Annotated in this window: 25 protein-coding genes; 9 read left to right on the top strand and 16 right to left on the bottom strand. The window is 72.0% G+C overall.

Annotated features, from left to right (window positions below):
• Window positions 1-334 precede the first annotated feature (334 nt).
• Window positions 335-598, top strand: coding sequence for a WhiB family transcriptional regulator (locus ACWEGE_RS30980; protein WP_449663981.1), 264 nt, complete (start codon window positions 335-337; stop codon window positions 596-598).
• A gap of 176 nt (window positions 599-774) precedes the next feature.
• Here ACWEGE_RS30980 and ACWEGE_RS30975 read toward each other — a convergent pair whose 3' ends face one another.
• Window positions 775-1,758 carry an RNA polymerase subunit sigma-70 gene (locus ACWEGE_RS30975; RefSeq protein WP_449663980.1) on the bottom strand — a complete coding sequence of 328 codons (984 nt, stop codon included), beginning with the start codon at window positions 1,756-1,758 and terminating at the stop codon, window positions 775-777.
• 103 nt (window positions 1,759-1,861) lie between these two features.
• Here ACWEGE_RS30975 and ACWEGE_RS30970 point away from each other — a divergent pair, with 103 nt between their 5' ends.
• On the top strand, window positions 1,862-2,605 hold the full coding sequence (locus ACWEGE_RS30970; protein ID WP_449663979.1) for an SDR family NAD(P)-dependent oxidoreductase: 744 nt from the start codon (window positions 1,862-1,864) through the stop codon (window positions 2,603-2,605).
• Between the two features lie 206 nt (window positions 2,606-2,811).
• Complete coding sequence (locus ACWEGE_RS30965; RefSeq protein ID WP_449663978.1) at window positions 2,812-4,032, top strand: LCP family protein; 1,221 nt, start codon at window positions 2,812-2,814, stop codon at window positions 4,030-4,032.
• 4 nt (window positions 4,033-4,036) lie between these two features.
• Here ACWEGE_RS30965 and ACWEGE_RS30960 read toward each other — a convergent pair whose 3' ends face one another.
• The 12 genes from ACWEGE_RS30960 to ACWEGE_RS30905 form a co-directional block, all read right to left on the bottom strand.
• Window positions 4,037-5,233 (bottom strand): acyl-CoA dehydrogenase family protein, encoded by a 1,197-nt coding sequence (locus tag ACWEGE_RS30960; RefSeq protein WP_449663977.1) that lies wholly within the window; start codon window positions 5,231-5,233, stop codon window positions 4,037-4,039.
• A 1-nt stretch (window position 5,234) separates the two neighbouring features.
• Window positions 5,235-6,143, bottom strand: coding sequence for a 3-hydroxyacyl-CoA dehydrogenase NAD-binding domain-containing protein (locus tag ACWEGE_RS30955; RefSeq protein ID WP_449663976.1), 909 nt, complete (start codon window positions 6,141-6,143; stop codon window positions 5,235-5,237).
• Entirely contained in the window at window positions 6,140-6,886 is a 747-nt protein-coding gene (locus ACWEGE_RS30950) for an acetoacetate decarboxylase (protein ID WP_449663975.1), read from the bottom strand. The genes ACWEGE_RS30955 and ACWEGE_RS30950 overlap by 4 nt, the downstream gene beginning before the upstream one ends.
• Complete coding sequence (locus ACWEGE_RS30945; RefSeq protein ID WP_449663974.1) at window positions 6,883-7,626, bottom strand: crotonase/enoyl-CoA hydratase family protein; 744 nt, start codon at window positions 7,624-7,626, stop codon at window positions 6,883-6,885. The genes ACWEGE_RS30950 and ACWEGE_RS30945 overlap by 4 nt, the downstream gene beginning before the upstream one ends.
• A gap of 14 nt (window positions 7,627-7,640) precedes the next feature.
• Entirely contained in the window at window positions 7,641-8,777 is a 1,137-nt protein-coding gene (locus ACWEGE_RS30940) for a CaiB/BaiF CoA transferase family protein (protein ID WP_449663973.1), read from the bottom strand.
• 118 nt (window positions 8,778-8,895) lie between these two features.
• Window positions 8,896-9,801, bottom strand: coding sequence for a LysR family transcriptional regulator (locus ACWEGE_RS30935; protein ID WP_449663972.1), 906 nt, complete (start codon window positions 9,799-9,801; stop codon window positions 8,896-8,898).
• Window positions 9,802-10,140: 339 nt separating this feature from the next.
• Window positions 10,141-11,499, bottom strand: a complete 1,359-nt coding sequence (locus tag ACWEGE_RS30930; RefSeq protein ID WP_449663971.1) for a sensor histidine kinase — start codon at window positions 11,497-11,499, stop codon at window positions 10,141-10,143.
• Entirely contained in the window at window positions 11,496-12,182 is a 687-nt protein-coding gene (locus ACWEGE_RS30925; RefSeq protein ID WP_449663970.1) for a response regulator, read from the bottom strand. Before ACWEGE_RS30925 ends, ACWEGE_RS30930 begins: the two co-directional genes overlap by 4 nt.
• A 45-nt stretch (window positions 12,183-12,227) precedes the next feature.
• Complete coding sequence (locus ACWEGE_RS30920; protein WP_449663969.1) at window positions 12,228-12,428, bottom strand: hypothetical protein; 201 nt, start codon at window positions 12,426-12,428, stop codon at window positions 12,228-12,230.
• Window positions 12,425-12,823 carry a hypothetical protein gene (locus ACWEGE_RS30915; RefSeq protein WP_449663968.1) on the bottom strand — a complete coding sequence of 133 codons (399 nt, stop codon included), beginning with the start codon at window positions 12,821-12,823 and terminating at the stop codon, window positions 12,425-12,427. The genes ACWEGE_RS30920 and ACWEGE_RS30915 overlap by 4 nt, the downstream gene beginning before the upstream one ends.
• 69 nt (window positions 12,824-12,892) lie before the next feature.
• Window positions 12,893-14,638, bottom strand: a complete 1,746-nt coding sequence (locus ACWEGE_RS30910; protein WP_449663967.1) for a CocE/NonD family hydrolase — start codon at window positions 14,636-14,638, stop codon at window positions 12,893-12,895.
• A 12-nt stretch (window positions 14,639-14,650) separates the two neighbouring features.
• The gene (locus ACWEGE_RS30905; RefSeq protein ID WP_449663966.1) at window positions 14,651-15,181 is read right to left on the bottom strand and encodes a TetR/AcrR family transcriptional regulator; all 531 of its coding nucleotides are present in this window, start codon (window positions 15,179-15,181) and stop codon (window positions 14,651-14,653) included.
• 23 nt (window positions 15,182-15,204) lie between these two features.
• Between ACWEGE_RS30905 and ACWEGE_RS30900 the strand changes: the two genes are divergently transcribed.
• The 3 genes from ACWEGE_RS30900 to ACWEGE_RS30890 all read left to right on the top strand — a co-directional run bounded on the left by ACWEGE_RS30900 (window position 15,205) and on the right by ACWEGE_RS30890 (window position 16,823).
• Window positions 15,205-15,630, top strand: a complete 426-nt coding sequence (locus ACWEGE_RS30900; RefSeq protein WP_449663965.1) for an SRPBCC family protein — start codon at window positions 15,205-15,207, stop codon at window positions 15,628-15,630.
• A gap of 38 nt (window positions 15,631-15,668) precedes the next feature.
• Window positions 15,669-16,040, top strand: coding sequence for a winged helix-turn-helix transcriptional regulator (locus ACWEGE_RS30895; protein WP_449663964.1), 372 nt, complete (start codon window positions 15,669-15,671; stop codon window positions 16,038-16,040).
• A 75-nt stretch (window positions 16,041-16,115) separates the two neighbouring features.
• A complete protein-coding gene (locus ACWEGE_RS30890; protein WP_449663963.1) occupies window positions 16,116-16,823 on the top strand; it encodes a M50 family metallopeptidase in 708 nt (235 codons plus the stop codon).
• Here ACWEGE_RS30890 and ACWEGE_RS30885 read toward each other — a convergent pair.
• Both ACWEGE_RS30885 and ACWEGE_RS30880 read right to left on the bottom strand, forming a co-directional pair.
• On the bottom strand, window positions 16,820-17,470 hold the full coding sequence (locus ACWEGE_RS30885; protein WP_449663962.1) for a response regulator: 651 nt from the start codon (window positions 17,468-17,470) through the stop codon (window positions 16,820-16,822). The genes ACWEGE_RS30890 and ACWEGE_RS30885 overlap by 4 nt on opposite strands.
• Window positions 17,445-18,680, bottom strand: coding sequence for a sensor histidine kinase (locus ACWEGE_RS30880; RefSeq protein WP_449663961.1), 1,236 nt, complete (start codon window positions 18,678-18,680; stop codon window positions 17,445-17,447). The genes ACWEGE_RS30885 and ACWEGE_RS30880 overlap by 26 nt, the downstream gene beginning before the upstream one ends.
• A gap of 169 nt (window positions 18,681-18,849) precedes the next feature.
• On the opposite strand from ACWEGE_RS30880, the gene ACWEGE_RS30875 reads away from it, so the two are divergent.
• Entirely contained in the window at window positions 18,850-19,503 is a 654-nt protein-coding gene (locus tag ACWEGE_RS30875; RefSeq protein ID WP_449663960.1) for a GOLPH3/VPS74 family protein, read from the top strand.
• Window positions 19,504-19,642: 139 nt separating this feature from the next.
• Here the strand turns inward: ACWEGE_RS30875 and ACWEGE_RS30870 are convergent, their stop codons facing one another.
• Entirely contained in the window at window positions 19,643-20,239 is a 597-nt protein-coding gene (locus ACWEGE_RS30870) for a TetR/AcrR family transcriptional regulator (RefSeq protein ID WP_449663959.1), read from the bottom strand.
• A 101-nt stretch (window positions 20,240-20,340) separates the two neighbouring features.
• Between ACWEGE_RS30870 and ACWEGE_RS30865 the strand changes: the two genes are divergently transcribed.
• Window positions 20,341-20,838 carry a PH domain-containing protein gene (locus ACWEGE_RS30865; RefSeq protein WP_449663958.1) on the top strand — a complete coding sequence of 166 codons (498 nt, stop codon included), beginning with the start codon at window positions 20,341-20,343 and terminating at the stop codon, window positions 20,836-20,838.
• 140 nt (window positions 20,839-20,978) lie between these two features.
• On the top strand, window positions 20,979-22,373 hold the full coding sequence (locus ACWEGE_RS30860) for a PH domain-containing protein (protein WP_449664095.1): 1,395 nt from the start codon (window positions 20,979-20,981) through the stop codon (window positions 22,371-22,373).
• Window positions 22,374-22,375: the final 2 nt, after the last annotated feature.

The following is a 22,375-nucleotide window of genomic DNA, read 5'->3' as shown; positions in this document are numbered from 1 at the left end:
CGGCCGGCCCGGCACCGACTGCCGCGTTTCGATCACGACCGAGGCGGAAACCCGCATCGGACAGCAGAAGCGGACCGGTTGCGGCCGGCCCGGAGCCGTCCGGCGGCCCGCGGGGTTCGCCGATCGGGTGACGTGATCGACATCGAGATCCCCGGAAGAAAGGCGTACTCTCATGTGTTGCAGTCTTGGTTGCCCGGAGGGTGAGCCGGGGACCGAAGCCAAAACCCCCTTGACCCAGGCGGATGCGCTCGCGCGCCCGCCGGAGTTAAGTCGGTTGACGCGCCCCAACAATGGGAAGCAGTAAGAAGTAGCGAGAAGGAGGTGAACGAAGGAAATGGAAGCCACGATGACGGGCTGGGCGGAACTCGCGGCCTGCAAGGACGAGGACCCGGAACTGTTCTTCCCGATCTCCGAGATGGGCCCCGGCGCCCGGCAGACGGCACAGGCGAAGGCCGTGTGCGCGCGCTGCCCCGTGCGCGCCGAATGCCTCGGCTACGCGCTCGACAACGGCCTTGACCACGGCGTCTTCGGCGGCACCACCGCGGACGAACGCCGCCGGCTGGTCCGCACCGCGCCGGAGCGGCACCGAGTGGCCTGACCGCCTGCCGGTGACCTCTCCCCGGCGGCCTCGAGCAGCACCACCGAATACGGAAGAAATCCGATTCCGGCCGTGTGCGCGCCCGGGTGGGTGATTCCCTGTGAATCACCCACCCGGGCTTTTTTTCACCGCGCGAAAACTATGCGCCGTTTTGCATCGTTCCCGGCGGCCCGTGGTCATCGCGGGCCTCCCGGCCAGGTCTCCGGCAGCGCGAACGCCGCCGCCGTGGCCGACTCGAACGCGGCCATCGCCGTGATCGACCCGGCCTCCACGGTGAGCAAGGTGACCCCGAACCACCGGTGATCGTGCTCTCCTTGGCGCTTCAGGTAGGTCGCCACAGCGGGCTGGCGGTTGGCGTGCACCGGCACCATCCGGAACCGTCCGACGCACTCCGGCGACGCCGGGTCCAGCGAAAGCGAGAGCGCCCGGACGATCGAAGCGCGGCTGCCGAACCACAGCGTGTACGGCGGCATGATCGCCTGGGCGTCTTCGTGCAGCAGCCGGGCGACCGCGGCCGGGTCGCCGGCTTCGTACGCGGCGATGAACCGCTTCAGCAGCGCCGTTTCCTCGGCCGTCGAGGCGCCGACCGTCCACTCTGCACGCCGGGCGGGCAACCGCTCACGCAGCGTCGCCCGCGCCCGCTGGAGCGCGCTGTTCGCCGACGCCACGCTCGTCTCCAGCGCCGCCGCCGTCTCCTTGGCCGGCCAGCCGAGCACGTCCCGCAGGACCAGCACCGCCCGCTGGCGCGGCGGCAGGTACTGGACGGCGGCGAGGTAGGCCAGCTCGATGGTCTCCCGCTCGACGACGGCGTTGTCGGGAGCCGCGCTGTCGAGCAGCCGGTCCGGGTACGGCTCGAGCCACGGCAGGTCGGCGGCCTCGATCGGGCCGGCCGGCTCCCCGGCCGGGCCGAGCTGGTCGGGCAGCACGCGCCGCGGACGGCGGGCGAGGACGTCGAGGCAGGCGTTCGTCGCGATCCGGTAGAGCCAGGTGCGCACGCTCGCCCGGCCCTCGAACCCGTCCCGGGCCTTCCAAGCGCGCAGGAACGTCTCCTGCGTGAGGTCTTCGGCGTCGGCCAGTGAGCCGAGCATCCGGTAGCAGTGCACCTGGATCTCCCGGCGGTGCCGTTCGACCACCGTCTCGAAGTCGCCCGCGTGACCCACCCCCGCACGCTAGCGCACCCGGACTGGAAGACTGTGGCGAAACCGGGGCCTCGCCCCGGGCCGGGGGCGCCGCCACCCGGAACCCCCGAACGAAAGTGCGGTCATGAGCGGAACGGTTCTGGTCCTCGGCGGACGCAGCGAGATCGGCCTGGCCGTGGCAAAACGCCTGGTCAGCGGCGACGTGCGGCGGTTCGTGCTGGCCGCCCGGCCGGGCACGGACCTGACCGCGGAGGTCGCCACCTTGCGCGAGGCCGGCGCCGAGACGGTCGAGACCGCGGACTTCGACGCCGACGACCTCGCCGCGCACGGCCCGTTCCTGGAGAAGGTGGCGGCCGAGCACGGCCCGCTCGAGACCGTCGTGCTCGCCTTCGGCATCCTCGGCGACCAGGAGCTCGCGGAGCGCGACGCGGCCCACGCCGCCGCGATCGTGCACACCGACTACGTCGCCCAGGTCGGCGTGCTCACCCACGCCGCGAACCTGCTGCGCGCGCAGGGACACGGCCGGCTCGTCGTGTTCTCGTCGGTGGCCGGGATGCGCGTGCGACGCGCCAACTACGTCTACGGTTCGGCCAAGGCCGGCCTCGACGGCTTCGCGAGCGGCCTCGCCGACGCGCTGCACGGCTCCGGCGTCCACCTCCTGCTCGTCCGGCCCGGCTTCGTGATCGGCCGGATGACCGAAGGCATGACGCCCGCGCCGTTCTCCAGCACCCCGGATCAGGTCGCCGAGGCGACGGTCGCGGCGCTGCGCCGGGGCCGCGGGGTCGTCTGGGTGCCCGGAATGCTCCGGCCGGTCTTCTTCGGAATGCGCCTTCTGCCGCGGGCGATCTGGCGCAAGCTGCCGCGGTGACGCGATAGCCCGGGCCGCTGTGGCCGGTGCCACAGCGCTTTCCCGTACGCAGATCCCTACCCTGCGTGGCAGAAACCGGCCGATGGGCCGGATTTCGCTCGGCCGATCGGGCAGCGTCACAAGCTTTCAACAACTTTCTCAGCTGATTCCCAGCTAACGCGGTGATCCTCGAAGCAGGGGAACCACAGGGAAGCAAGGGGAAAGCCGTGCTGTTGTCGTCGCGGGGGCACCGGATCGGCCGCCGGGTCACGCTCGGCGTCGTCTCGACGGTGGTGCTCGGCGCCACCGGCTACCTGTGGACGCAGCTGAGCTCGCTCGACGACGGCATCGTCACCGCCGACGTCATCCCGCCGGCCGCGCAGATCGACACCGAAGACACCCCGCCCGGCGAGCCGCTGAAGGTCGCCCAGAACATCCTGCTCGTCGGGATCGACGCGCGGACCGACACGTACGGCAACCCGTTGCCGCAGAACGTGCTCGACGCGCTGCACGCCGGGAGCGGCGAAGACGGCGGCGACACCACCGACACGATGATCGTCGTGCACATCCCGGCGGGCGGCGCCGCGGCCACCGCGATCTCGATCCCGCGTGATTCCTATGTGGACATCGCGGGCGGCTACGGCAAGCACAAGATCAACTCGGCCTACAGCCGCGGCAAGAACGCCGCGATGTCCGGTTTGCGCGCTCAGGGGCTTTCCGGCGCGCAGCTGGAGGTGGCGGCGAACGAGGCGGGCGCGAAGACGGCGATCCAGACGGTGGAGATGTTCACCGGGCTGACGATCAACCACTACGCGGCGATCAACCTCGCCGGTTTCGACGCGCTGTCGCAGGCTGTCGGTGGCGTCGAGGTCTGCCTCAAGGCGCCGGTGCACGACAGCTACTCCGGTGCGGACTTCGCGGCCGGCCCGCAGACGCTCTCGGGTGCCCAGGCGCTCGCCTTCGTCCGCCAGCGCCACGGGCTGACCAACGGCGACCTCGACCGCATCGCCCGGCAGCAGGCGTTCCTGTCGGGGATGGCGAAGAAGGTGCTGAGCGCGGGCACGTTCACCGACCCGGCGAAGCTCGGTTCGCTGGTCAGCGCGGTGCAGGGCGCGGTGGTGCTGGACAAGGGCTGGGACATCCTGAGCTTCGCGCAGCAGCTGCGGGGGATGACCTCGGGCGCGATCGCGTTCGCCACCATCCCGGTGCTGAGCCTCTCGCTGGCCACGCCGTCCGACGGCGACGCGGTCAAGGTCGACCCGGCGCAGGTCCAGCAGTTCGTCCGCACGGCGATCAGCACCGCGGCCGTGCAGGCTTCGGGCGACGACCCGACCGGCGGCGTGAAGCCGGTGGCCGCCACCGGCACGAGGACGCCGGACACTGCGTCGAACACCGCGCCGAACCCGAAGCAGCCGGCGACCAGTACGGCCGCCGGCTGCGTGAACTAGCCGGTCACACGAACGCGGACTGTCCCGTGATCGCCTTGCCGACGATCAGGGTGTTCATCTCGCGCGTGCCCTCGAAGGAGTAGATCGCCTCGGCGTCGGCGAAGAACCGCGCGACGTCGTATTCGAGCACGATCCCGTTGCCGCCGAAGATCTCCCGGCTCCAGGCGACGACCTCGCGCATCCGCGCGGTGACGAACGCCTTGGCCAGCGACGAGTGCTCGTCCCGGAAGATCCCCGCGTCCTGCAGACGGGCCAGCTGCACCAGCATGCCCCAGGAGGCGGTGATGTTGCCGAGGCTCTTCACGAGCAGGTCCTGCACCAGCTGGAAGCGGGCGATCGGACGGCCGAACTGCCTGCGCTCCTTGGCGTAGTCCAGCGCGAGCTCGTAGGCGCCCACCATCACGCCCAGCGCCTGCCAGGCCACGCCGCCGCGGGTGGCACGCAGGATCTCGGCGACGTCGCGGAAGGAGTTGATGCCCTGCAGGCGGTTCTCCTCCGGGACGCGCACGTCGGTCAGGGTGATTTCGGCGTTTTCGACGATCCGGAAGGCCGTCTTGCCCTGGATCTTTTCCGCCACGAAGCCCGGCGTGCCCTTCTCGACGACGAAGCCCTTCACGTGGTTGTCGTCGAGGTCACGGGCCCACACCACGACGTAGTCGGCGAAGGTCGCGTTGCCGATCCACTTCTTGGCGCCGTTGAGGACCCAGCTGTTCCCGTCACGCTTTGCGGTGGTGCGCATGCCGCCCGCGACGTCCGAGCCACCGAGCGGCTCGGTCATCGCGAACGCGCCGATCTTGTCCATCGCGGCCATCTCCGGCAGCCAGCGGTCGCGCTGCTCCTGGCTCCCTCCACTGTGGATGGAGTACATCGCGAGTCCGTTGTGGACGCCGAAGAACGTGGCCACCGAAGCGTCCGTGCGGCTCATCTCCATCGCCATCATGCCGGTGAGCAGGTGGCTGACCGCCGGCCTGTGCTCGCCGTAACCCTCGTAGGGCAGGCCGGCGAGACCGCTCTCGCGGAACATCCCGATGAGCTCCTTCGGGAAGGTGCCGGCCTCCCAGTTCTCGTTCACCAGCGGCTTGACGTCGTTCGTCATGAACTCGCGCGCCTTCACGAGCAGCTTGCGCTCCTCGTCGCCCAGCAGCGTCTCGTAGTTGTAGAAGTCGGCGGTCAGCTGGCCTTCGAGTGCTTCCACGGACATGTCAGTTCTCCTCCACTGCGGACAGGACGGCGAGCTGCTTGCGGTCGCGCGTCTCGGCGAGTTCCGAGTACGTGGAGGAGCCGTAAGCCTTTTCGACAGCTTCGATGAGCTGTTCCTGCTCTTCGGGGCGCTGGCTGGGGGTGCCCAGCTCGGCCCACATCTTCTTCATGGACTTGCCGATGTGCTCGGCCATGTGCCGGTAGCCGCCGGGGCCGCCACCGAGGTGCGAGCCGAGGAACGGCCCGACCGTGGCCCAGCGGATCCCGAGCGAATTCGTCATCACCTTGTCGAGGTCCTCCGGCGTCACGACACCCTGCTCGACGAGGTAGATCGCCTCGCGGCTGAGCGCGTTCTGCAGCCGGTTGCCGACGAAACCGGGGATCTCCTTGCGCTCCACGACCGGGGTGCGGCCGAGTGAGGTGTAGAAATCGACGGCCAGCTGCACGGACTCGTCGCTGGTGCGCTCGCCGGGGACGACCTCGACCAAAGGGATCAGGTGCGGCGGGTTGAACGGGTGTCCGATGAGGACCCGGCTCGCGTCTCCCAGCTCCCCGGTGAAGGCCGTGGAGGGGATGGCGCTCGACGAGCTCAGCAGCAGCGCGTGCGCGGGCGCCTCCTCGACGAGCTGCCGGAACAGGTCCTTTTTGAACTCGACGTTCTCCGGCCCGTTCTCCTGCACCACGTCCGCGTCCCGCACGGCTTCGGTGACGTCGGCGGCGATGTGGACGCGGCTCGCCAGCTCGTCGGCCGTGGTGCCGAGGTGCGGGGCGAACCGGGCCAGTGCCTGCGAGACGGCCTCGGCGAGGTCAGGGCGGGGGTCGGTGACCCGGACGGTCAGGCCGTGGTGGGCGAACAGCGCCGTCCAGGACAGGCCGATGGTGCCGGCACCGATGACTGCCGCGTTCTTCATCGCTGGGCTCCCTTCAGGTAGTCGAAGACCGGCTTGACCGGGGCGAGGGTCAGGTCGGTGCGGAGGTGGCTCGCGGAGACGACCTCCAGCACGGGCAGGTCGGCCAGCGGGGCCAGGACGTGCTGGAACAGCTGGAGCCGGGCGGGGCCGGTGTAGGCCTCCTTGACCACCACGTCGGTGATCTCGGTGCGGACCAGCTCCTGCACCCGCGGGGCGCCGTCGTAGCCCGGGATCGTCTTGAGCATGAACGTCGGCACGGTGATCTGGCGCTCGGCCTCGCGTGCGTCCAGCTCGTGGTGCTTGTAGCCCATGGTCGCGGTCGCCACCCGGAGGGTCCCGTGGTCCAGGGTGCCGACGAGGACGCCGTTGTCGACATAGAGCTTCGGCGACCCGACGGTCTTCGGGTAGGCGCTGACCTCGCGGCCGGACGCCGTCGCCGGGAAGTTGTCGAGGTACATCGCGTGCAGGTACTCGCCGCGCTCGCCGTCGAAGCTGACCTCGATCGCCTGGCCGGACTCGGTGTACGGGCCGTAGCCGGAGACGTCGCCCATCTTCATGACCTCGAAGCGCACCAGCGGTTCCTCGACCCGCAGCGGCTCCGGGACGACTGCGCGCAGGGCGTCGGCGTCGGTGCGGTAGACGATGTTGAGGTACTCGCGGTCGGTGAACCTCGGGACCACGGGCGCGAACGCCGGGGCGGTCAGCGGGGTCGTCACGTGCCGGCGGACTTCTTCGATCTTCATTCGCCTGTCCACTTCGGAATGCGGCGCTCGGCGAAGGCGGTCATGCCCTCGCGGACGTCGTTCGACTGCATCAGCTTCTTGATTTCCTCGCGCTGCACGGCTTTCGGATCCGCGGCCCGCACAATCTTCTTCACGGCGGTGAGCGCGAGCGGCGCGTTCTCCGCGAGCTTCTCGGCCAGGCCGACCGCGACGGCGGCGGCGTCACCGGGCGCGGTCACGCGGTTGACCAGGCCCAGCTCGCCGGCGCGGCGGCCGGTGACGGGCTCGCCGGTGAGCAGGAACTCCATCGCCAGGTGGTGCGGGATCCGCTGGGGCAGCCGGATCACCCCGCCACCGGCGGCGATCAGGCCGCGCTTGACCTCGGGGAGGCCGAACGTCGCGTCTTCGGCGGCGACGATCAGGTCGCAGCCCAGCGCGAGTTCGAACCCGCCGCCCATGGCGAACCCTTCGACGGCGGCGATCAGCGGCTTGGCGAGTTCGGCGTCGGTCAGGCCGCCGAACCCGCGCCCGGGGATTTCCGGCGACTCACCCTTGAGGGCGGCTTTGAGGTCCATCCCGGCGCTGAAGGTGTTCTCGGCGCCGGTGAGGACGCCGGCCCGGAGCGTGGGGTCGCTCTCGAGTTCGTCGAGGGCGGCGGCCAGCTGGGTCGCGACGGCGGCGTTGACCGCGTTGCGGGCCTGCGGGCGGTCGATCGTGATCAGCAGGGTGCTGCCGATCCGTTCGGTGCGTACTTCACTCATGACTTTCGCTTCTTTCAGAGTTCCGCGAGGACTTCGGCGGTGTCCTGGCCGGCCAGCGGGGCCAGGCGGCGGATCGAGCCGGGCGTCGCGGAGAACTTCACCGGGATGCCGACCGTGCGGATGGTGCCCTCGCTCGGGTGCTCGACGGTGTCGAGCAGGTGGCCGTCGCGGACGTACGGGTCTTCGTGGGCGCGGTCCAGCTCGAGCACCGGGGCCATCGGGATGCTGTGCTTCGCGCAGACTTCGGCCCACTCCTCGGTGGTCAGCGCCGGGGCGCACGCGGCGATCTGCTCGGTCAGCCACTCGTTGTCGGCCCGGTTGATGGCGTCGCCGTTCACGCGCGGGTCCGCGGCGAGGTCGGGGCGCTCGGCCGCGGCGAAGAAGTCGCGGAAGTTCTGCGGGTTGTAGGGGATGACGCAGGCGAGGCCGTCCTTGGTGCGGACCGCCGCGTGGCCCTTCGTCATCGACAGCGCGAACCCGGTGGGGCTTTCGGCCGGCTCGAAGGTGTGGCCGGCGAGGTGCTCGACCAGGTTGAACGCGATCAGCGTGTCGGTCATCGGGATCTCGATCTGCTGGCCCTGCCCGGTCTTGTCCCGGTGGACCAGCGCGGCGAGCACGCTGTAGGCGATGGTCAGCGACGACACCTTGTCGCCGATGATCGTCGGCAGGTAGACCGGCTCGCCCAGGGCCCGGTTGGCCACGTCGACCAGGCCGGAGGAGGCCTGCACGGTCTCGTCGTAGGCGGCGTTGCCTGCCTGCGGGGAGTCGCCGCGGAAGCCCTGCGCGTGGGCGTAGACCAGCCGCGGGTTGCGCGCGGCGACGTCGGCGTAGTTCAGGCCGAGGCGGGCCAGCGCGCCGGGGCGCATGTTGGTGATCAGCACGTCGGCGGTGTCGATCAGCTTCAGCGCCTGCTCGCGCTCGGTCTCGTCCTTGAGGTTGAGGGCCACGCTGCGCTTGTTGCGGTTGACGTTGAGGTTCAGCGCGGTCATGCCCGGCGTGGTGCGGTACTCGCCCACCCGCACGGTGTCGGCGGGGGACTCGATCTTGATCACGTCGGCGCCCAGGTCGCCGAGGATCTGGGCCGCGTACGGGCCCATGACCACGGTCGAGAGATCGATCACGCGCACGCCGTCCAGAGGTCCGGTCGTCATCTTTCCGTCCTTTCGCGCCTTGCTGTTTCGCTCTACTTGCGAACGTAGGCGCGTCCGGCTGGAAAGGGAATGATCATGATGCGAACAATGGTATGACTCTGGTGGTCATACCATTGTTCTAGCTGCTGAGCGGTTCGGCGAAGATCGCTTTTGCGGCGTCGACGAGCTTTTTCAGGTCGCCATCGACGCGGTCGCGGCGCCAGAGGAGGCCGGTGTCCAGCTGGGGGCGGAAATCCGTGAAGGGGAGCACGGTGACGTTGTCGAGCCGGTAGCCGTGCATCGGGCTCTTGGCGTCGAGCATGGAAATGGAGAAGGCCTCGCCGCTGGAGATGATTTCGGACGTCCCGCCGTACCCGGTGTTGGTCAATCGAATGCGTTTCTTGACGCCGAGCTCGTTCAATTGGTGATCGAGCTGTTCGAAATAGGCGGGGACGATTTCGCCTGGTGAGGCGACGTACGGGAATTCGGTGAGCTCGGCCAGGCTCACGGAGTCCCGCCCGGCGAACAGGTCGGCGGGCACGACGGCACCGAGCCGTTCGGTCATCACGGGCAGCTGCTCCAGCGCCGGATCGGTGACCGGCAGCCGGGCGAGGGTGAGGGCCAGTTTCCCGTCGTGCACGCCCTGCACGAGATCGGCGCTGGTGCCGGGCCAGCGCTTGAGCTCGTACTGGTCCTTGACCCGCTCGGCGAGGGCGTTGACGCGTTCCCGCAGATCGGGGTGCACCCCGGCGGGCATGCCGAGGAAAAGGGTGCTGCGCTGCGGCTTCGCCGCCTCTTTGAGCTTCCACGGGATGGCGCTGACCTGCTCGAGGACGTCCCGCGCAAGCGGCAGCAGCGCAGCCCCGGCTTCGGTGAGCGTGACGTGGTGGGTGCTCCGGTCGAACAGCTGCTGCCCCAGCTCGTGCTCGAGGTCCTTGATCCGCTGGCTGAGCGGAGAGGCGGCCATGTGCAGCTTCCGCGCGGCCGCGGAAAAGTTCAGTTCCTCGGCAACCGCGACGAAGTACCGCAGGTGCAACATCTCCATCCCCCGACCCTAACCACCCGACCCTCCAGACACGCGAGTCGTCCATCCAGGTACGAGAGTCGTCCCTCCAGGTACGAGTGTCGTCCCTCCAATCACGAGTGATGCCCCCTCAATCACGCGAGATGCCCCTCCAATCACGCGAGTTACGCGCCCAATCACGTGAGTTCCGTCTCCGATCACGCGAGTCCCGTGTACCGGACCGGCGAACTCGCGTACCTGGACGGACGACTCGCGTACTCAGATGGACGACTCGCGTGCCTGGAGGGTCGGTCGGTGTGATCCGGGGCGCATCTCGCGTGATTGGGGAGCGATCTCGCGTGATTGGAGGGGCGACACGGGTCAGGGGGTGAGGGGGAGGGTGAGGGTGAAGGCGGCGCCGCCCTCGGGGGCCGGGCCGGCGGTGAGGGTGCCGCCCATGCGGGTGACCAGGGCGTGGACCAACGCGAGGCCGATGCCCGAGCCGACCGGACGGCGGTCGCGGTAGCGCGCGTTCAAGACCCCGCGCTCGAACGCCACCGGGTAGTCCTCCGGCGCCAGGCCAGGCCCGCCGTCGCGGACCGCCAGCGAAGCCGACGAACCGGACACGACGAGCGCGAACACCATCGGCGCCCCCGAAGGGGTGACGCGCAGGGCGTTCTCCGCCAGCCCGTCGACCACCTGACGCAGCCGGCGCGCGTCCGCCAGCACCAGCACCGGCGAAGGCGGCGCGGAGACGGAAAGCGAAACCTCCTCCCGCGCGCACCGCAGGGCCCACACCTCCGCACAGTCGCGCACCAAAGAAGCCAGGTCCAGCGGAGCCATGTCCAGCCGGAACTCGTCCGCGCCCAGGCGGGCCAGCTCCAGCAGGTCCTCGACCAGCCGCGAAAGCCGCGCCGCCTCCCGCTGGATCGTCTGGCCGGCCCGGACCGCGTCGGAGCCCGAGGCGACGCCGTCCGCGATCGCCTCGGCGAAGCCGGTCACCGCCGTCAGCGGGGTCCGCAGCTCGTGGGACACCGACAGCAGGAACTCCCGCTGCCGCGCCTCGCTGACGGCCAGCGCGTCGGCCAGCGAGTTCAGCGACCCGGCCACCTCCGCCACCTCGCGCGGCCCCTGCACCGGCACCCGCACGTCCCGCCGCCCCGCCCGCAGCGAGCCCGCGGCCAGCGCGGCCCGGCGCAGCGGGCGGCCCAGCAGCCGGCCCGAGACGAAGCCCGCGACCGCCGCCACCAGCAGCCCGATGCCGAGCGCCAAGAGGATGTTGCGCACCAGCGCCCGCTGCGTCGCCTGAGCGTTCCGCGCGGGCAGGACCAGCGCGAACGCCGCCCCGCGCGTACCGACCACCCGCGTCTCGACCAGGTACTGCGCCCCCGCGACCGTGACGCGCTGCGACTTGTCGGACCCGAGACCGGCCTTGACGGCGGCCTGCACCGCGACACCGTCCCCGAGCGGCTGCCCGCCCGCCCGGCGGACCACCACCGAGATGCCCTGCCCGCGCACGACGTCGGCCACCTTGCCGGCCCCCAGCCGGTTGCCGATGCCCGTTTCGTCCAGTTGCGACGCCATGACGTCGGCCTGCGCGGACAGCGACGACTGCAGCACGTTGTCCGCCGTCGTCCGGATCAGCCGGGACGCGACCAGCCCCGCCACGATCACCGCGACGCCCGCGACGGCCAGGCACACCAGCGTGATCCGCCCGGCCAGCGAGCCCCGGAACTTCATGCCGGATCCGCCGCGTACCCGATGCCCCGCACCGTCCGGATCGGACTCGACGCGCCGAGCTTCGCCCGCAGCTGAGCCACGTGGACGTCCACCGTGCGCGTCCCCGCCGCCGCGGCGTACCCCCAGACCGCGCTCAGCAGCTGGTCGCGCGAAAGCACCTGCCCCGGGTGCCGGAGCAGGTGCGTCAGCAGGTCGAACTCCGTCGACGTCAGGGAGATTTCGACGTCGCCCGCCCAGGCGCGGCGGCTGGTGAGGTCCACCCGCGCCCCGCCGACGGTCAGCACCGAGGCGACCGGTGTCGCCCCGGAGGCCCGGCGCAGCACCGTCCGCACCCGGGCCGCCAGCTCGCGCGGGCTGAACGGCTTGGTGAGGTAGTCGTCCGCGCCGATCTCCAGGCCGAGCAGGCGGTCGAGCTCGTCGTCACGGGCGGTGACGAACAGCACCGGCGTCCAGTCACCGGCCGCGCGCAGCGCCTTGCAGATCTCGATACCGTCCATTCCGGACAGTCCGATGTCGAGCACGATCGCCACCGGCTTGAGGCGCCGCACCGCGTCCAGCGCCCGGCCGCCGTCGGCCTCGACGTGCACGCCGAAGCCGTCGCGCTTGAGGTAGAGCGCCGCCAGCTCGGCGATCGCGGCCTCGTCCTCGACCACGAGGACGAGGCCGCGTCCCGGTGACCCCATGCCTGCTCCCGTCTCCACCGTCACTGACGGGGAGACGCTAGCCGGTCAGGGCGAGCCATCGCTGTTCATGTCCGACTCGATGCCGTTCAGCGTCGACTCGATCCCGCTCAGCTCGCCGGACGGCGAAACCGACGACGACGGCGCGCTGTCCGAAGGCGAGCCCATCAGGTTGTCGCGGCAGCCCGAGCAGCCGAGCGCGATGAGCGCGGCGGCCCCGACCGCTGCCGCGATCCGCGCGCCCCTCACTTGGCCGGCTTGCAGTGCGCGGACGCGAAGGCGTCGAGCTTCTGCTTGGCCGCGTCCAGCTCGCCGATGCGGCCCTGCCGCTTGGTGGCGCGCTGGTCCAGCTGGTCGGCACGGGCGGTGTGCCCGGCCGCCCGCTGGTCGGCCGCGCGCGCCTTGAGGTTGGCCACCGAGCCCTTGACCTCGGCGCCGCCGTTGATCCGCTTCTTCAGGTTGTCGGCCTTCTTCTGCAGCTTCGGCACCCAGTCCGAGCAGACCTGCTGCGACTCCTCGGGGCTGAGCGTGATCGGTGCCACCGGCGTCGGCGTCTCGGCCGAAGCCAGCGGCGCCGCCACCAGCAGGCAGACCGCGCTCGCGCCGCCCGCCAGCGCCAGCCGCGTCCAGGTGGTTCCTCGCATCTTCTCTCCTCGTATCCGTTCGGGGGTACGAGGAGAACTCTGGCCGGGCGGTGTTCGGAGGTCGTCCGCCTAGTGTTCGGGCTTTGTAAGGCCGACGGTGACCGACGTTCGCGCGAGGTCGAACGTCAGCGTGTCGCCGAGGCGCGGCAGCGCCGGGTCGAACAGCAGCCCGTCGGTGCCGCCGAGGAGCAGCCCGAGCCGGTGCCCGGCCGGGACGACGTGGTCGAGCGCGGTGAGGTCGAACGTCATCGAGTACGCCCGACCGGGGACCAGCGGTTCGCCGTGCCGCAGCGACGCGTGGTGCCCGAGGTCGGCCCAGCCGGCCGCGACGATCCGGTGGTCGACCGGCACGACGTCGGCGGCCGTGTCGAGGAAGCACGCGCTGTCGCCCTCGGCACTGGCGCCCCAGCACGACCGTGTCGCGAGGTTGCGCACGCCGCTGCCGTACTCCGCGGTGTTGCGCAGGTCGGCCGGCCCGTAGTCGACGAGCGCGACGCCGACCCGGGCGGCGGCCTGGTCCGACGACGCGGTGATCGTCACCGATGGCGACCCGGCGAGCCGCACCGGCGCGGGGAGGACGGGACCGGTGAACTTCGCGGCCGACACCCCGGCCGCCCACTGCTCGCGGCTGACGCCGGGGTCGTCGACGACGGCCGCCGTGCCGGACCCGGTCGGCCCCAACGTGCCGTCGGCCGACGGGCGGAAAGTCGCCGGCAGCGTGGCGGGCGGCCAGCTCCGGACGTCGGTCCAGCGGTCCGGCGCGGTTTCGAGGTGCACGGCGGGCTCCCGCTCGACGCCGTTGCGCAGCCCGAGCAGCCAGCGGTCGAACCAGCGGTGCAGCGTCTCGACCCACTGCGCCCGCTGCAGGTCGAAGGGGTCGGTGTGGCCGGCCTGGCTCAGCCACGCCTTGCGCGGGACGCCGGCCCGGCCGAGCGCGGCCCAGTAGCCGGCGAACTGGTTCGGCGCGACGACCCAGTCCCCGAAACCCTGCGCGATGAGCACGCTCGCCTGTCCGGGGCGCGGGACATAGTGCACGCTCCGCCAGTAGTCGTTGTAGTCCCCGTTCGTGCCCGCGCGCGCCTTGACGTCCGCTTCGAACGGCTGGCACAGCTCGGCGGCGCGCTCGTTGTAGGTGAAGGCCGACCCGGTGTTCTCCGGCGTGGCCAGTGGCGCGCCGTTCGCGACGAGCTGGGCGTAGTTGTCCGCCACGCCTTCGATCGGCACGATGGTCTTCAGCCCGGCGACGCCCGAGGCGGCCATCCCGATCGCGGTGGCGCCGTCCTGCGACTTGCCGATCGCGCCGACGTCCCCGGTGGCCCAGCCCGCGGTCACCGGACGCCCGCCGTCGGGGGCGTCGAAGGCCTTCGCCCGCCCGTTCAGCCAGTTCACGACCGCGTTGCCGGAGCCGACGTCGTCGAAGCAGCCGGACGACCGGTTCGTCCCGCCGACGTCGGCCAGTACGACGGCGTAGCCGCGCGGCACGAAGTAGTTGTCGTAGAACAGCGGGAACTGCTGCGGTGTGCCGTCCGGCGCGTACGTCTTCTTTTGCTGCTCGTTACCGCGGCCGCAGCACGCGTAGTACGGGCTGACGTCGAGGATCACCGGCACCCGCACGCGCGCGTCGGGCCGGATGACGTCGGCGGCGATCCGGTCGGGCTTGCCGTCGTGGTCGTTGTCCGTGCCGGTTTCCACCCACGCCGTCTCACGGATCGCGTCGGCGTAGGAATAGACCGGCCGGCTTTCCGCGGCGGCGGCCGGGGCTGCGAGCCCCGCGGTCGTGAGCAGAGCGGCCAAGAACCCCAGTATCAGTCGCATCCGGACAGGGGATCACGTTTTTTCGTACATCGCCAAGAACTTCTCCATCGCGGCGTCGACGGCTTCGCGGTCGCCGGTCGTGACGAGGTCGAGCAGCAGCCCGCGGGTCACGGCGAGCCCGAGCCGGGCGTGGGCGGGCCGGTCGGCCTCCGGGACGCCGAGCCGGGCGAGCCGGGCTTCGATGGGGCCGAGCCAGTCGTCGATCACGCCGTCGAGGAACTCCGCCGTGCCCGGGGCGCCACCGAGGGCCTGGCCGTAGAGCTGGAAGAACAGCTTTTCGTTGGCGCGCAGGTCGTCGTCGGAGAGCCGGCGCCAGAAGTCCACCGGATCGAGGTCGGCGAGCGCGGCGCGCTGGCGGGCTTCCACCTCCCGCGCCACCGCCGTGAGCAGGCCTTCCTTCGACCCGAAGTGGTAGATCAGCATGCGGTGGCTGGTGCCGAGGTCCGCGGCCAGCGCCCGCAGGCTCCGGTCCGCGCCGCCGTGGTGGGCGATGTGGTCGATCGCCGCGTCGAGCAGCTTGGCGCGCGGGCTTGTGCCGATCATGTACCGGATGGTACACGTACCAAATGGTACAAAGAATCTCGGTGCACGCCTCCTCGGCCGCTTCGGCCGCCGATCTGTACGCGCTGCTGCGGGACGGCGCGAGCTGGCCGGAGTGGTCGCCGCTGGGGTCGTTCGAGCTGGTCCGCGAAGGGGAAGGCGAGCCGGAGGGGCTCGGCGCGGTCCGGTTGTTCAAGACCAACGGCGTGCGCTCGTACGAACGGATCGTGGCGCTCGAGCCGGGCCGCCGGTTCGGCTACGCGCTGGAGCACGGCCTGCCGCTGCGGGACTACGTCGCCTACGTCGATCTCGCCCCGCGCGACGGCGGTACGGACATCCACTGGCACTCGACGTTCACGCCGAAGATCCCCGGCACGGGCTGGTTCTACCGGTGGTTCCTCGGCGCCTTCATCAAGCGGGTGGCCGCCGGACTGGCCGGTGTCACCGCCTGATCGGCGTGTTACTCTCCCCGGGAGAGTGAGGAGACGCCGTGGGGCCCGATCCGTACGACCGCAACTGCCCGACCCGCCAGCTGCTCGACCGGATCGGCGACCAGTGGACGGTGCTCATCGTCGGCGCGCTCTCCGGCGGCCCGCTGCGGTTCACCGAGATCGGCCGCCGCGTGGACGGGATCTCCCAGAAGGTCCTGACGCAGACGCTGCGCAGCCTGGTCCGCGACGGCATCCTCACCCGCACGGCGTACCCGACGATCCCGCCGAAGGTCGAGTACGAGCTGACGTCCCTGGGCCGCAACCTGTCCGAGCCGCTGGACATGCTCGACCGCTGGGCCCGGCAGCACATGTCCTCGGTCCAGGAGGCCCGGGACGCCTACGACGCGGAGCACACGCCCGCGTCCGCGTAGCCGCCCACTGGACAGCTCCTGGACAATCCGTCCCGGTACGGGTTCGTTCGTCCCGCCCGCAGGGACACTGTCGCGGTGCTCAACGAGACCGTCCCGGCGCCGGGCTGGGGAGTCGTTGTCCTCACCGCGTTGTTCGCCTTCGCGGTGTCGCTGACCGCGCTCACCACGGCACCCAACGGACGGCGCAGTCTCTTGCGCACGGGGAACGTCCTGGCCGCCATCTTCCACGAAGGCGGCCACGCCGCGGTGAGCCTGCTGACCGGCGGCGACGTCTCCCGCGTCGCCATCGCCGGCACCGGTGGCGGTGCCACCCACCAAAAGCCCGACTCGGCGCTCGGCGACGTCCTGGCCACCGCCGCCGGGTACGCGATGCCGCCGCTGGCCGGGCTGGGGGCGGCCGCGCTGCTGCACCGCGGCCATGTGTCGGCGGTGCTCGTCCTGACCCTCGCCGCGCTGGTGTTCATCCTGCTGTTCACGCGGGATCTGCTCACCCTCGTCGTCCTCGTCGCGGTGGGGGCGGTCGTGTGGTCCGCTCTGCGCTACGCCCCGGGGTGGCTGCGCACCGCCATCGCGTACGCCGAAGCGTGGCTGCTGCTGATCAGTGAGCTCGGCGGCGTGCAGATCCTCGTCCTGAACCGGCGCCACAACGGGTTCGCCGGCCAGTTGGACGACGCGGCAGCGCTGGCCAAGCGGACGAAAATGCCCTCACCCCTGTGGATCGTCGGGTGGTTCGTGCTCAACGGCTGGGCGTTGTGGCACGCCGTCCCGCTGCTGTTCGCCTAGCGCGGCACCAATCCCGCCTCGTGGGCCAGCAGCCCGGCCTGCGTCCGGTTCGCGCAGTCCAGCTTCACGAGCATCCGCGAGACGTAGCTCTTCACCGTCGCCTCGGCCAGGTGCAGCCGCGCCGCTATGTCCGCATTGGACAGTCCGCCGCCCAGGCAGGCCAGCACGTCCCGCTCGCGTTCGGTGAGACCCGTGATGCGCCGTCGCGCGTCTTCGCCGCGTTCGCGGCCGTCCGAAGACAACGCCACCAGCCGGCGCGCGGCCGAGGGCGACAGCACCGTGTGGCCGTCCGCCGCCACGCGGACCAGGCCGATCAGGTCCTCCGGGGGCGTCGACTTCACCAGGAAGCCCGCGGCGCCCGCGCGCAGCGCCCGGATCACGTAGGTGTCCGCGTCGAACGTCGTCAGCGCCACCACCGCCGGCGGGTCCGGCATTGCCGTGATGCGCGCGATCGCCGTCAACCCGTCGACGCCCGGCATCCGCAGGTCCATCAGCACCACCCGCGGCCGGTGCCGGACCACGGCCTCGACGGCTTCGGCGCCGTCGCCGGCCTGGGCGACGACCTCGATGTCGTCCGCCGAGCCCAGGATCGTGCGCAGGTGCGCGCACACCATCGGCTCGTCATCGACCACGAGCACCGGGATCACAGTGCGTGCCTTCCGCCGTCGGGACGTAGGCGGGCAGTATCGCACCGACCCCGAACCCGCCGCCGGGTCGCGGGCCCGCGTCGAAGCGCCCGCCGACCAGTTCGACGCGCTGCCGCAGCCCGGCCAGCCCGGCGCCGGACCCGCTGCCCGCCAGCGCCGGGTCGACCGGGCGCGTGGCCGCCGTGCTGGTCACCGAGACGTCCAGGCCACCCGGGTGGTAGCGCAGCGACACCGCCGCGGACGCGCCCGGCGCGTGCTTGCGCACGTTCGTCAGCGCCTCCTGCACGAGCCGGTACGCGGTGCGCGCGACCGTCGGCGACACCTGCGCCGGGTCGCCGTCCACCACGAGGCCGGTCGCCACCCCGACCGACCGCGACTCCTCGACCAGCCGCGCCGGGTCGCCGGGCTCGGCCGGGCTGAGCGTCCGGGGCCCGGTCTCGGCGCCGTTGCGCAGGACGCCGACCAGGTCGCGCAGTTCGTCCAGGGCCAGCGCGCCTTCCCGGCGGATGTCCTCGGCCGCCGTGCGCGCGGCCGGGTCGGCCGACGTCACGCCGAGCGCGCCGGCGTGCAGCACCATCAGGCTGAGCCGGTGCGTGACGACGTCGTGCATCTCGCCGGCGAGCCGCCGCCGTTCCGCCGCCCGGGCCTGCTCGGCCAGGAGGTGCTGCTCGCGTTCGGCGCGTTCCGCCCGGTCGCGCAGGGACTGGAGCAGCTGCTTGCGCGCCTCGACGTAGAGCGTGATCGCGACCGGCAGTGCGGTGCTGAGCAGCCCGAACGGCGTGACGGCCCAGCTCGGCGCCCACGGCCGCATGGCCACGACCGCGAGGATCCCGGCCAGCCACAGGACGGTCCGCCGGTCCAGCACCCGCACCAGCTGGGCCAGCACCACCGGGGTGATGGTCGGCACGGTCGTCAGCGCGATCGGGTTCACCGGCACCAGCAGGCCGGGGGCGAACAGGTCGGAGGCGAGCATCGCGAACGCCGCCGCCGTGACGAGCCCGGCCACCAGTGCCGGGAACCGGAACAGCAGCACCAGCGACAGGTCGCAGACCACCTGTAGCACCAGTCCGGCGGCGGGGCCGAGCACGCCGGTGGTCCGGTCGCCGAGGACCTGGTAGAGGACGTTGAGCCCGGTGAACACGACCGCCGGCAGGAACAGCCAGAAGCCGTCGGTGCGGCTCGGCCACAACGGCCCCCGGGCGGTGGTCACGCGGTCACGGTAACCGCCGGCGCGGGCCGCCGCCCCGGATGCGCAACTTTGGTTGCGCCCGGTCGTGCCGGTGCGCAACGTTCGTCGCCGCGATCACCTTCGTCGTCCGGTATCGCCGGTGCCCGGGGAACCGGTGGACTGGGGACACACGACGAGGGACGGATGTGAGATGAGCGAGCTGTCCTTGCCCGCCCGGGCCTACCTGCTGGCGTGCGACACCGCACGCGACCGGCTGCCGGACCGCGAGCGGGTGGCCTTGCTGGTCCGCGCGGCGGCGCTGACGGACCTGGTGCTGCGCGGCCGGGTCGTCGACGACGGCGGCCGTCCGGCGGTGACCGGCGACGGCGGCACCGGCCACCTGGTGCTCGACGACCTGCTCGCCGAGCTCGCCGCCGACCCGCACCCGGCGTGGCGTGCCCGGGTGCGTCGTGGCGCCGGCGGGACGCTGCAGTCGCTGGAGGCCCAGCTCGACGCGGCGGGCGTGATCGCGCTGCGGACGTCCCGGGTGCTGGGGCTGTTCCCGCGCCGCCGTCCGGAGGTCCGCGAGCCCGCGGTGGCGGCCGCGCTCCGCGACGAGGTGCGGGCGGCCGTGCGGGGGGACGCGCCGGTGCCCGCGGACGTCGCGGCGCTGACGTCGCTGGTCGCGGCGGTCGAGCCGGCGGCGGTGCTCTCGCGGGGTGAGCGCCGCCGCCACCGCGACCGGCTCGCGCGGCTGGACGAGCAGGCGGGCGCCGCGGCCCCGGCCGTGCGCAAGGTGACCCGCGAACTCCGCGCCGCCCGCACGGCCCGCATCGCCGCGGCCTCCGGCGGTGGTGGCGGCTGACGCCGTGTCGACCTCCTGATCACGCGTGCCGACCCCGGGATCACGCGTGTCGACCCTTCCCACCCGCCCGGTTCGGGTCCGGAGGGTCGACCCGCGTGATTGAGGAGCCGGCACGCGTGATTGGGGGGACGACACGACGTCAGGGGGTGAAGAGGCGGTTCAGGTAGTAGTCGACGGTGGCGATGGCTTCGGCCGGGGTGCGGTGGCCCATCAGGATTTCCGAGCCCTGAGAGTCCGCGATCGCCCACAGCAGGGCGGCTTCGGTGGCCGGGTCGGCCGAGGCGGCGACGTCGCCCGCCTCCTGGGCCTGGCGGACCTGGCCGGCGAAGAAGTCCAGGAGTTCCGGCATGCCTTCGCCGAAGGCCTTCGCCATCGCCGGGTCCGCCACCGCGCGGATGAAGTACGCGACGCCGATGAGGAAGTCGGCCTCGCTGTCGGGGTCGCGCGGCAGGATCTCCACCAGGCACGCGCGGAGGATCGACCGCGGTGTCGGCGGGCCCGCGGCCAGGACCTTCGCGGTGATCCGCTCGCTGCGCAGCCGGTGGCGGTGCTCGAGGGCGTACTTCAGCATTTCGTCCTTGGTCCTGAAGTAGTGCTGCACCGAGCCCATGGACATGCCCGCCTCGGCCGCGACCTGGCGGAGGCTGACGCCTTCCAGCCCGGCGCGCGTGGTCAGCCGTTGCAGCGCCTCGGCGATCTGCACCCGGCGCTGCTCGTGGTCCACCTGTTTGGGCACGTCCGCTCCTGTTGTCATGCGATCGCATTGCGAAAACGGGAGCTTCGCCGTTACGATGCGACCGCATTGTAAAACAACCGGAGAACGACCTGGGGGGTCCGGTGGAGACCGGAAAACCGCGGCTGCGGCCGCCGCGCCACGCACTCGACCGCCGCGCGATCGCCTGGTGGCGCACGCAAGGAGCGCTGACGTTCGGGCCCGCGGTGCTCGTGCTCGCCGTCCTCGGCCTGCTGATCCCGCCGGCCGCGTGCTGGCTGCTGGTCCCGGCGGCCGTGCTCGCCGTGCTCGGTGCCGCGTGGTGCGCGGTCCTGCCGCGGTGGTGGTTCGGCCTGCACCGCTGGGAGGTGACGGACACGGCGGTGTACGCGCGCTCGGGATTCCTGTGGCAGGAGTGGCGGGTGGCGCCGCTGTCGCGCGTCCAGACGGTCGACACCCTGCGCGGCCCGCTCCAGCAGCGCTTCGGCCTCGCGACGGTCACGGTGACGACGGCCTCGGCCCGCGGCGCGGTCCGGCTCACCGGCCTCGACGCGCAGGTCGCGGCCGACGTGGCCGAACAGCTGACCGAACGCACGGGCGCCACGCCCGGGGACGCGACGTGACCGGCGGCGGCGCGCACGTCCCGGGTGGCGAAACCGGCTCCCGCGAACCGCACGCCCGGGCGGTCGAGGACCGGCGCAGTCCCGCCGCGGCCGGCTGGCGACGCCTGGACCGGCGCGCGATCGGCGTCGCGGCGATCCTCATGGCCGGCGTCGCCGTCTCCGCCGGCACCCCGGTCGCCATCGGCACCCGGGCCCTCTGGCTCGTCCCGGCCGCCGCGCTCCTCGTCGGCGCGGGCGTGCTCGCCGAGTACGTCCGCTGGCGCCACACCCGCTTCCGCTGCACGGCGGAACGCCTCGAGATCGAATTCCGCTTCGTCGTCCACACGCGCAAATCCCTGCCGCGCGACCGGATCCGCACCGTCGACCTGACGGCCAACCCGCTGCACCGCGCGTTCGGCGTCGCCGCGCTGTCCATCGGCACCGGGCAGCACGACCGGATCGCCCTGTCCCCGCTCGCCAGGGCGGACGCCGAAGCCCTGCGCGCCGAGCTCCTGCACCGGCTCCCGGAACCGTCCATCCAAGACGGTCCACTCGCGACACTCGACCCACGGTGGATCCGTTACGCCCCGGTCTCGTTCGTCGCGCCGGCGCTCGGGTTTGCCGCCTTCGGCACACTGTTCAAGATCGCGGACTGGTTCGGTGCCGGCGGCGGGCTGCTGAAGTGGCTGCTCCACCTCTTCGGCGACCTGCCGCTCGCCGTGAGCATCCTGCTCCTGCTCGTCCTGGCGGTGGTCGCCGGCGTGGCCGGTGCCGTCGGCCTGTTCGCCGAAATGTGGTGGCACTACCGGCTCGACCGCGAACCGGGCGGCACCCTGCGCGTCCGCCGCGGGCTGTTCACCACCCGGTCGACCACCGTCGAGGAACGGCGCCTGCGCGGCGTCGAACTGGTGGAGCCGCTCGGCGTCCGGCTCGCCGGTGCCGCCCGCGTGGACGCCATCGCCACCGGCCTGCGGCGCGAGGACGACAAGACCGAGGCCAAGACCCTGCTGCCCGCGGCGCCGAAAGCCGTCGCCCACAACGTCGCCGCGCAGGTGCTGGGCGAGCGCGTCGAAACGGCCGGGCTGACGCCGCACCCGGTGGCCGCCCGCGGACGACGCCTGCGGTGGGCCCTGCTCACCGCGCTCACGCCGGTGCTCGTCCTGGTGCTGCTCGGCGCGCTGCTCACCGACGTCCTGCTGGTGCTCGCCGCGGCCCTTGCCGTCGTCGCGCTGCCGGTCGCGGTCCTGCTCGCCCTCGACGCCTACCGCGGCCTCGGGCACGGCCTGCGCGGCCGCCACCTGGTGACGCGCGCGGGCTCGGTCCGGCGGAGCACGGCCGTGCTGAGCCGGGACGGGGTGATCGGCTGGACCGTGAAGCAGTCGGTGTTCCAGCGCCGCCGCGGTCTCGCGACGTTCACCGCGACCACCGCGGCGGGCTCCGGCGCCTACGCGGTCCGCGACGCCGATGCCGCCGAGGGGCTCGCGTTCGCGGTCGAAGCCGTCCCGGGTGTGCTGGCGCAGTTCGCTTCGGTGCCCGCCGAAGCGTCGCGGGCCTAGGT

This window comes from Amycolatopsis sp. NPDC004747 (assembly GCF_053601335.1).
The sequence above is the reverse complement of the archived record's forward strand: the minus strand, read 5'-3'. Positions and strand labels throughout refer to the sequence as shown.

Excerpts from the sequence above, each read along its gene's own strand:
- ACWEGE_RS30900 (WP_449663965.1), top strand. The coding sequence starts at position 15,205 with ATGGTACAAAGAATCTCGGTGCACGCCTCCTCGGCCGCTTCGGCCGCC.
- ACWEGE_RS30940 (WP_449663973.1), bottom strand. The coding sequence starts at position 8,777 with ATGACGACCGGACCTCTGGACGGCGTGCGCGTGATCGATCTCTCGACC.
- ACWEGE_RS30935 (WP_449663972.1), bottom strand. The coding sequence starts at position 9,801 with ATGGAGATGTTGCACCTGCGGTACTTCGTCGCGGTTGCCGAGGAACTG.
- ACWEGE_RS30915 (WP_449663968.1), bottom strand. The coding sequence starts at position 12,823 with ATGCGAGGAACCACCTGGACGCGGCTGGCGCTGGCGGGCGGCGCGAGC.
- ACWEGE_RS30910 (WP_449663967.1), bottom strand. The coding sequence starts at position 14,638 with ATGCGACTGATACTGGGGTTCTTGGCCGCTCTGCTCACGACCGCGGGG.
- ACWEGE_RS30960 (WP_449663977.1), bottom strand. The coding sequence starts at position 5,233 with ATGTCCGTGGAAGCACTCGAAGGCCAGCTGACCGCCGACTTCTACAAC.
- ACWEGE_RS30980 (WP_449663981.1), top strand. The coding sequence starts at position 335 with ATGGAAGCCACGATGACGGGCTGGGCGGAACTCGCGGCCTGCAAGGAC.
- ACWEGE_RS30950 (WP_449663975.1), bottom strand. The coding sequence starts at position 6,886 with ATGAAGATCGAAGAAGTCCGCCGGCACGTGACGACCCCGCTGACCGCC.
- ACWEGE_RS30930 (WP_449663971.1), bottom strand. The coding sequence starts at position 11,499 with ATGAAGTTCCGGGGCTCGCTGGCCGGGCGGATCACGCTGGTGTGCCTG.
- ACWEGE_RS30905 (WP_449663966.1), bottom strand. The coding sequence starts at position 15,181 with ATGATCGGCACAAGCCCGCGCGCCAAGCTGCTCGACGCGGCGATCGAC.
- ACWEGE_RS30955 (WP_449663976.1), bottom strand. The coding sequence starts at position 6,143 with ATGAAGAACGCGGCAGTCATCGGTGCCGGCACCATCGGCCTGTCCTGG.
- ACWEGE_RS30875 (WP_449663960.1), top strand. The coding sequence starts at position 18,850 with ATGAGCGAGCTGTCCTTGCCCGCCCGGGCCTACCTGCTGGCGTGCGAC.
- ACWEGE_RS30925 (WP_449663970.1), bottom strand. The coding sequence starts at position 12,182 with ATGGGGTCACCGGGACGCGGCCTCGTCCTCGTGGTCGAGGACGAGGCC.
- ACWEGE_RS30860 (WP_449664095.1), top strand. The coding sequence starts at position 20,979 with ATGGCCGGCGTCGCCGTCTCCGCCGGCACCCCGGTCGCCATCGGCACC.
- ACWEGE_RS30945 (WP_449663974.1), bottom strand. The coding sequence starts at position 7,626 with ATGAGTGAAGTACGCACCGAACGGATCGGCAGCACCCTGCTGATCACG.
- ACWEGE_RS30970 (WP_449663979.1), top strand. The coding sequence starts at position 1,862 with ATGAGCGGAACGGTTCTGGTCCTCGGCGGACGCAGCGAGATCGGCCTG.